This is a genomic window from Sphingomonas bacterium (assembly GCF_903644055.1).
In the GTDB taxonomy this organism is placed as follows: Bacteria; Pseudomonadota; Alphaproteobacteria; order Sphingomonadales; family Sphingomonadaceae; genus Sphingomonas_I.
Map to the genome: position 1 here is coordinate 1 of NZ_CAHJXD010000123.1, position 5,588 is coordinate 5,588.

A 5,588-nucleotide genomic window follows, 5' to 3' on the forward strand; every position below is an offset into this window, starting at 1 on the left:
AAGATCATCGGCGGCACCGGCGGAGGCTGCATCGCGGCGCGCCGGGCGACGAGCGAAAGCGCGCGCCGCGGTGCGCGGTCGCTGCCGATCGCGACCAGCGCGAGCACGAGACCCACCGCCAGCAAAGCAACCACGATCACCAGCGCCGGCCCTCGCCCGCGCCGTTTCCGAACCACCATCAAGCACCCTTCGGTATCCTATTCGGGCGCGTAACGATGCTGGAGCCGCGTTGCTCCCATTTCGCTTGGGTTGGTCGCCGCCAATCCCTATATGCTCGGCATGGCAACAGACCCCACGCAGAACGATTATGGCGCCGATTCCATCAAGGTGCTCAAGGGCCTCGATGCGGTGCGCAAGCGGCCGGGCATGTATATCGGCGATACCGACGACGGTTCGGGCCTCCACCACATGGTGTTCGAGGTTTCGGACAATGCGATCGACGAGGCGCTGGCGGGGCATTGCGACCGCATCCTCATCACGCTGAACGCCGACGGATCGGTCTCGGTCGAGGATAACGGCCGCGGCATCCCGACGGGCATCCACGCCGAGGAGGGCGTCTCCGCCGCCGAGGTGATCATGACGCAGCTCCACGCGGGCGGCAAGTTCGACAACACCAACGAGGCCAATGCCTACAAGGTCTCGGGCGGGCTGCACGGCGTCGGCGTCTCGGTGGTCAACGCGCTCAGCGACTTCCTCGACCTCACCATCTGGCGCGACGGCGAGGAGAATTTCATGCGGTTCCAGCGCGGCGATGCGGTGGCGCCGCTCAGGATCGTCGGGCCGTCGAACGGCAAGAAGGGCACGCGTGTCACCTTCATGCCGTCCGCCGAAACGTTCAAGATCACCGACTTCGACTTCGACAAGCTCGAGCATCGCTATCGCGAGCTGGCGTTCCTCAATTCGGGCGTGCGGCTGTTCCTGATCGACGCCCGGCATGCGGAGCGGCGCGAGGTCGAACTGTTCTACGAGGGCGGGATCGCGGCGTTCGTCAAATATCTCGACCGCGCCAAGACGCCGTTGTTTCCTGATCCGATCGCGGTGCACGGCCAGCGCGACGATGTCGGCATCGATGTCGCGCTGGAATGGAACGACAGCTATTACGAGCAGGTCCTCGCCTTCACGAACAATATCCCGCAGCGCGACGGCGGCACGCACATGGCGGCGTTCCGCGCCGCGCTGACGCGCACGCTCAACAATTATGCCGACAAGTCGGGGATGCTCAAGAAGGAGAAGGTCAGCCTCACCGGCGACGATATGCGCGAGGGGCTGACCGCGATCGTCTCCGTCAAGCTGCCCGATCCGAAATTCTCGTCGCAGACCAAGGACAAGCTCGTCTCCTCGGAGGTCCGCCAGCCGCTCGAAAGCCTGATGGCGGACAAGCTGGCGGAATGGCTCGAGGAGAATCCCGCGCATGGCCGGTCGATCATCCAGAAGGTGATCGACGCCGCCGCCGCGCGCGAGGCCGCCAAGAAGGCGCGCGAGCTGACGCGGCGCAAGGGGGTGATGGACATCGCCAGCCTCCCCGGCAAGCTCGCCGACTGCCAGGAGCGCGACCCCGCCAAGTGCGAATTGTTCCTGGTCGAGGGCGACAGCGCGGGCGGCTCCGCCAAGCAGGGCCGCGACCGCAACATCCAGGCGATCCTGCCGCTCAAGGGCAAGATCCTCAATGTCGAGCGCGCGCGCTTCGATCGGATGCTTTCGTCGAAGGAGGTCGGCACGCTGATCCAGGCGATGGGCACGGGGATCGGCCGCGACGATTTCAACATCGAGAAATTGCGCTACCACAAGATCGTCATCATGACCGACGCCGATGTCGACGGCGCGCATATCCGCACCTTGCTGCTGACCTTCTTCTACCGCCACATGCGCGAGATCATCGATCGCGGGCATCTGTTCATCGCGCAGCCGCCGTTGTTCAAGGTCAACAAGGGCCGATCTGAGGTCTATCTCAAGGATGCCGCCGCGCTGGATGCCTATCTGGTCGATGCCGGGATCAACGGCGTGATGCTGGAGAGCGCCGGCGGCAGCCGATCGGGCGCGGATCTGCGCGGGCTGATCGACCATGCCCAGCGGATGGCGCGGCTGATGGCCTATGTGCCGCGCCGCTACGACCTGGGGCTGATCGAGGCGCTGGCGCTGGCGGGTGCGTTCGATCCCGGCGGCGACAGGACGCAGGCGGCGGTGGCGGTGGCGGCGTGGCTCAACCGCGCCGATCCGGAGGCGCGCTGGGAGGCCGAGGCGACGGGCGAGGGCGGCTTCCACGCGCGGCGCTGGTGGCGCGGGGTGACCGATCACCATATCGTCGATGCCGGGCTGGTCGGATCGACCGAGGCGCTCAGGCTGCATGCGCTGGCGGGCGAGCAGGCGGAAAGCTATGCCGCCGAGGCGCGGCTGGTGCCGCTGCGCGGCGCCGACAAGCCCGAGCCCGTCGCCGAGGGTGAGGAAGCTCCCTCGCCGACCGATCCCAAGGGCAGGCGCATCACGCGGCCTTCCGAGCTGATGGAGGCGGTGCTCGCCGCCGGGCGGCGCGGGCTGGCGGTGGCGCGCTACAAGGGGTTGGGCGAGATGAATGCCGAACAGCTTTGGGAGACGACGCTCGATCCCTCCAACCGCTCGATGCTGCGGGTCGAGGTCGCGCAGGCCGACATGGCCGACGAAATCTTCACCCGGCTGATGGGCGACGTCGTCGAGCCGCGCCGCGAGTTCATCCAGGAGAATGCGCTGTCGGTCGAGAATCTCGACGTCTGATCGCCTGCCTTTTCTTCCTCACCTCGGACCTGTTCCGGGGTTCACCCCACAACGGACCCCGGCGCTGGCGGTGGGGTGGATGCCGGAACAGGTCCGGCATGACGGATTGGAGCTGACGGAGGCGCCGCATGGGTGACGTGGTTGCGATCCGGGGCGACCGGCTTTCCGCCGAGATCAATCCGCTCGGCGCGGAGCTGTGGGCGTTGCGGGACGGCGACGGGCGCGACCTGCTGTGGGGTGGCGATCCGGCGTTCTGGACGGGGCGCGCGCCGATCCTGTTTCCGGTGATCGGCTGCGTCAACGGCGGGGTGATCCGCGTCGCGGGCGAGACCTATCCGATGGCCAAGCACGGCTTCGCGCGGCGGCGGACTTTCACGGTGGTCGAGCGGGAGGCCGCGTCGGCGACCTTCCGGCTGGAAGCCGACGACGAGACGCGCGCGAGCTATCCGTTCGAATTTCGCCTCGACGTCCGCTTCGCGATCGAAGGCGGCGCGCTGGCGGTAACCGCGACCGCGCACAACCTTGGCGACACGCCGATGCCAGCGAGCTTCGGCTTCCACCCGGCGTTGCGCTGGCCGCTGCCGTGGGGCGGTGCGCGGGCCGAGCATCGCATCCGCTTCGATCGGCCCGAGCCCGAGCCGATCCGGCGGATCGACAGCGACGGCCTCGTCCGCCCCGCGCCCGAGCCGAGCCCGATCGAAGACGATACGCTGCGGCTGCGCGACGATCTGTTCAGCGACGATGCGGTGATCCTCGATCGGCCGGCGTCGCGCGGCCTCGTCTATGGCGCGCCGGGCGCGCCGGCGCTGCGCGTCGAGTTTCCCGACATGCCGGAACTCGGCCTCTGGACCAAGCCCGGCGCGGGCTATTTGTGCATCGAGCCGTGGGCGGGGATCGCCGATCCGGCGGGCTTCGACGGCGATATTTTCGACAAGCCGGGGATCGTCGCGATCCCGGCACGCGCCGCGCATCGATTCACGTTGAGGATCGCTACGGACGGTCAGGCGTTACGTTGAAAATGCCCACGGCTGCCCATATCAACCGGATCGGCACCGCCGTTCCGGAGAACGAGGTGCATGCCTTGTTCGTCGGCTGGGCGCGTGCGCGGCTGGAAGGCACGCGCGAGGCGGCGCTGTTCGATCGGATGGCCGATCGATCAGGGATCAAGCGGCGCTGGTCTGTGCTGCCGTCGCTCGCGGGGAGCACCGCGCTGGACGCGGGCGGCTTCTTCCACGACGAAAGCCCGCGCACCGGGGCGCGGATGGCGATCTATGCCGAAGAGGCGCCCAGGCTTGCACTGAAGGCGATCGGAGCGCTGGGCGAACTCGGGCCGATCACGCATCTGGTGGTGGCGAGCTGCACGGGCTTCATCGCGCCGGGGATCGACCAGATCATCGTCGCCGCACTCGGGCTCGGCGCGCATGTCGAGCGTAGCCTCGTCGGCTTCATGGGCTGCTATGCGGCGATCGTGGCGCTCCGCCAGGCGCATCATATCGTCCGCTCGGAACCGCAGGCGCGCGTGCTGGTGGTGACGGTGGAGCTGTGCACGCTGCATCTTCAGCAGACACTGGCGGTCGACGAGTTGTTGGCGATGCTGCAATTCGGCGATGGCGCCGCGGCGGCGATCGTCAGCGCCGAAGAGACGGGGCTCGCCATCACGCGCGTGTTCGCCGCGGCACTGCCCGACAGCGCGGAGATGATCCGCTGGCGGATCGGCGACAATGGCTTCGTGATGAACCTTTCGGGCGCGGTGCCCAATCGGATCGCCGCCGCGCTGCGCGATCCCGAAATCGGCGCGACCGTGACGGGCGGTGCTCCGGCGGAGACGATCGATCATTGGGCGGTGCACGCCGGCGGGCGATCGGTGCTCGACGCGGTAGAGCGCGCGCTCGACCTGCCCGGAGACGCGCTGCGCCATTCGCGCGACGTGCTCGCCGACAACGGCAATATCTCCTCCTCGACTTTGATGTTCGTGCTCGCGCGCCTGCTGGCGGAGCGGGCGACCGGCAGCGGCGTCGCGGTGGCGTTCGGCCCGGGGCTGACGGCCGAAGGGCTGGGGTTCGAAGCCGCGGCATGAGCTCGCTCGCGCAGCGCTCCTGTCAGGACGAGCAGATGGACGATCCCGCGCTCGACGAGGCGAGCTATAGCGCGCTGCTCGCCGATCTCGCCAGGGTCAACAGCCTGACGCTGTCGCGGCGGCCGACGCTGGCGTTCGTCAAGCGCGCGGTGGGGGCGCGCGCGCAGTTCGGGCTGCTGGACGTCGGCTACGGCCAGGGCGACATGCTGCGAGCGATCGCGCGCTGGGCGGCCAAAGCGGGCAAGCAGGCGCGGCTGGTGGGGATCGACATCAATCCGCGCTCCGAGCGGGTGGCGCGCGCCATGACGCCCGATGCCGCGATCGACTTTCGCACCGGGGACTATGCCGATCTGGCGGGCGGGCGCTTCGATCTGGTGATCAGCAATCTCGTCGCGCATCACATGAGCGAGGCGCAACTGATCGCCTTCCTGCGCTTCATGGAGCGCGAGGCGCGGATCGGCTGGATGGTCAACGATCTGCTGCGGCATCGCCTCGCGCATTTCGGCTTTCCATTGCTCGCGCGGCTTTTCGGCTGGCACCGCATCGTGCGCGAGGACGGCACGCTTTCGATCGCGCGCAGCTTCCGCCCGGCGGAGTGGCGGGCGCTGCTCGCCACCGCCGGGATCACCGAGGCGCGCGTCGTGCGCCGTTTTCCGTTTCGCCTGTGCGTCGAACGGATACGCTGATCATCGGCGGCGGCCCGGCCGGGGCCGCGGCGGCGATCACGCTGGCGCGCGGCGGCGGCCGCGTGCTGCTGCTCGAA

The 5,588-nt window shown here is 68.5% G+C and carries 4 protein-coding genes; all 4 read left to right on the plus strand.

Annotated elements, in window-relative coordinates:
* Nucleotides 1–279 precede the first annotated feature (279 nt).
* Nucleotides 280–2,748, plus strand: coding sequence for a DNA topoisomerase (ATP-hydrolyzing) subunit B (gyrB, locus tag HUU94_RS05240; RefSeq protein WP_174274049.1), 2,469 nt, complete (start codon nucleotides 280–282; stop codon nucleotides 2,746–2,748).
* Between the two features lie 128 nt (nucleotides 2,749–2,876).
* Nucleotides 2,877–3,764, plus strand: a complete 888-nt coding sequence (locus HUU94_RS05245) for an aldose 1-epimerase family protein (protein ID WP_174274050.1) — start codon at nucleotides 2,877–2,879, stop codon at nucleotides 3,762–3,764.
* Nucleotides 3,765–3,766: 2 nt separating this feature from the next.
* Nucleotides 3,767–4,825 (plus strand): type III polyketide synthase, encoded by a 1,059-nt coding sequence (locus HUU94_RS05250; protein ID WP_174274052.1) that lies wholly within the window; start codon nucleotides 3,767–3,769, stop codon nucleotides 4,823–4,825.
* Nucleotides 4,822–5,511 carry a methyltransferase domain-containing protein gene (locus HUU94_RS05255; protein WP_174274051.1) on the plus strand — a complete coding sequence of 230 codons (690 nt, stop codon included), beginning with the start codon at nucleotides 4,822–4,824 and terminating at the stop codon, nucleotides 5,509–5,511. The genes HUU94_RS05250 and HUU94_RS05255 overlap by 4 nt, the downstream gene beginning before the upstream one ends.
* Nucleotides 5,512–5,588: the final 77 nt, after the last annotated feature.